1 protein-coding gene is annotated in these 1974 nt (G+C 60.2%); it reads right to left on the bottom strand.

From position 1 onward, the window contains the following. The coding region (gene dnaK / locus QN397_RS26525) for a molecular chaperone DnaK (protein WP_323502509.1) at window positions 1-1919 on the bottom strand (1919 nt) is incomplete at its 3' end. Between the last annotated feature and the right edge of the window lie 55 nt (window positions 1920-1974).

Genomic DNA, 1974 nt, shown 5'->3' with positions numbered 1-1974 from the left:
ACTTCCTTGACTTCGGCGTCGACGACGTTGTCGTCGGCCGGCGCGCTTGCCGCTTGCGGGCCAGCCGCTGCGCCGCCGGCAGCACCGGCTGCGGCTTGCGCATCGGCGTACATCTTTTCACCGAGCTTCTGGCTCACGGTCATCAGCGTGTTGGTCTTCTCTTCGATCAACGTCTTGTCTTCGCCCTTGAGCGCTTCTTCGACGTCCTTGATCGCAGCTTCGATCGATTCCTTTTCGCCGGCTTCGAGCTTGTCGCCATGCTCGGCCAGCGACTTCTTCACGCTGTGCGCCATCGCTTCGCCCTGGTTGCGGGCCTGAACGATCTCCAGCTTTTTCTTGTCGTCGGCCGCATTGAGCTCGGCGTCCTTCACCATCTTCTGGATCTCGTCTTCGCTCAAGCCCGAGTTCGCCTTGATGGTGATCTTGTTTTCCTTGCCGGTGCCCTTGTCCTTGGCGCCGACATGCAGGATGCCGTTGGCGTCGATGTCGAAGCTCACCTCGATCTGCGGCGTGCCGCGTGCGGCGGACGGGATGCCTTCGAGGTTGAACTCGCCCAGCGCCTTGTTGCCCGAAGCGATCTCGCGTTCGCCCTGGAACACCTTGATGGTCACTGCCGGCTGGTTGTCTTCTGCCGTGGAGAAGGTCTGCGCAAACTTGGTTGGGATGGTCGTGTTCTTCACGATCATCTTGGTCATGACACCGCCCATGGTTTCGATGCCGAGCGACAGCGGGGTCACGTCGAGCAGCAGCACGTCCTTGCGGTCGCCGGACAGCACCTGGCCCTGAATGGCGGCGCCGACGGCCACGGCTTCATCGGGGTTCACGTCCTTGCGCGGCTCCTTGCCGAAGAACTCCTTGACCTTCTCCTGCACCTTCGGCATGCGGGTCATGCCGCCGACCAGAATCACGTCGTTGATGTCGCTCACGCTGATGCCGGCGTCCTTGATGGCAAGGCGGCACGGTGCGATGGTGCGTTCGATCAGCTCGTCGACCAGGCTCTCCAGCTTGGCGCGGCTGAGCTTGATGTTCAGGTGCTTCGGACCCGATGCATCGGCCGTCACGTAAGGCAGGTTGATGTCTGTTTGCGCGCCGTTCGACAACTCGATTTTTGCCTTCTCTGCAGCTTCCTTCAGGCGCTGGAGTGCGAGCACGTCCTTGCCCAGATCGACGCCTTGTTCCTTCTTGAACTCGGCAATGATGTATTCGATGATGCGCTGGTCGAAGTCTTCGCCGCCCAGAAAGGTATCGCCATTGGTGGCGAGCACTTCGAACTGTTTTTCTCCGTCGACGTCGGCAATCTCGATGATCGACACGTCGAAAGTACCGCCACCCAGGTCATACACGGCGATCTTGCGGTCGCCCTTTTCCTGCTTGTCGAGGCCAAAGGCCAAGGCGGCTGCTGTGGGCTCGTTGATGATTCGCTTCACGTCCAGGCCGGCGATGCGACCGGCGTCTTTGGTGGCCTGGCGCTGCGCGTCGTTGAAGTACGCCGGCACCGTGATGACGGCTTCGGTGATCGTTTCGCCAAGGTAGTCTTCAGCGGTTTTCTTCATCTTGCGCAGGATGTCGGCGCTGACTTGCTGAGGCGCCATTTTCTTGCCGCGCACCTCGACCCAGGCGTCGCCGTTGTCGGCCTTGACGATGCTGTAGGGCATCAGGTTGATGTCCTTCTGCACTTCTTTTTCTTCGAACTTGCGGCCGATCAAACGCTTGATCGCGTACAGCGTGTTCTTGGGGTTCGTCACGGCCTGGCGCTTGGCCGAGGCACCGACCAGCACTTCACCGTCTTCCTGGTACGCGACGATCGACGGCGTGGTGCGGGCACCTTCCGAGTTCTCGATCACGCGCGTGGTGTTGCCTTCCATGATCGACACGCACGAGTTGGTGGTGCCGAGGTCGATGCCGATGATTTTGGCCATGTTGAATTTGCTCCTGAGTTCTGAAAAATGGGGTGGTGTGAACTTGTGGATAACC

This window comes from Variovorax sp. RTB1 (assembly GCF_035018765.1).
In the GTDB taxonomy this organism is placed as follows: Bacteria; Pseudomonadota; Gammaproteobacteria; order Burkholderiales; family Burkholderiaceae_C; genus Variovorax.
The sequence above is the reverse complement of the archived record's forward strand: the minus strand, read 5'-3'. Positions and strand labels throughout refer to the sequence as shown.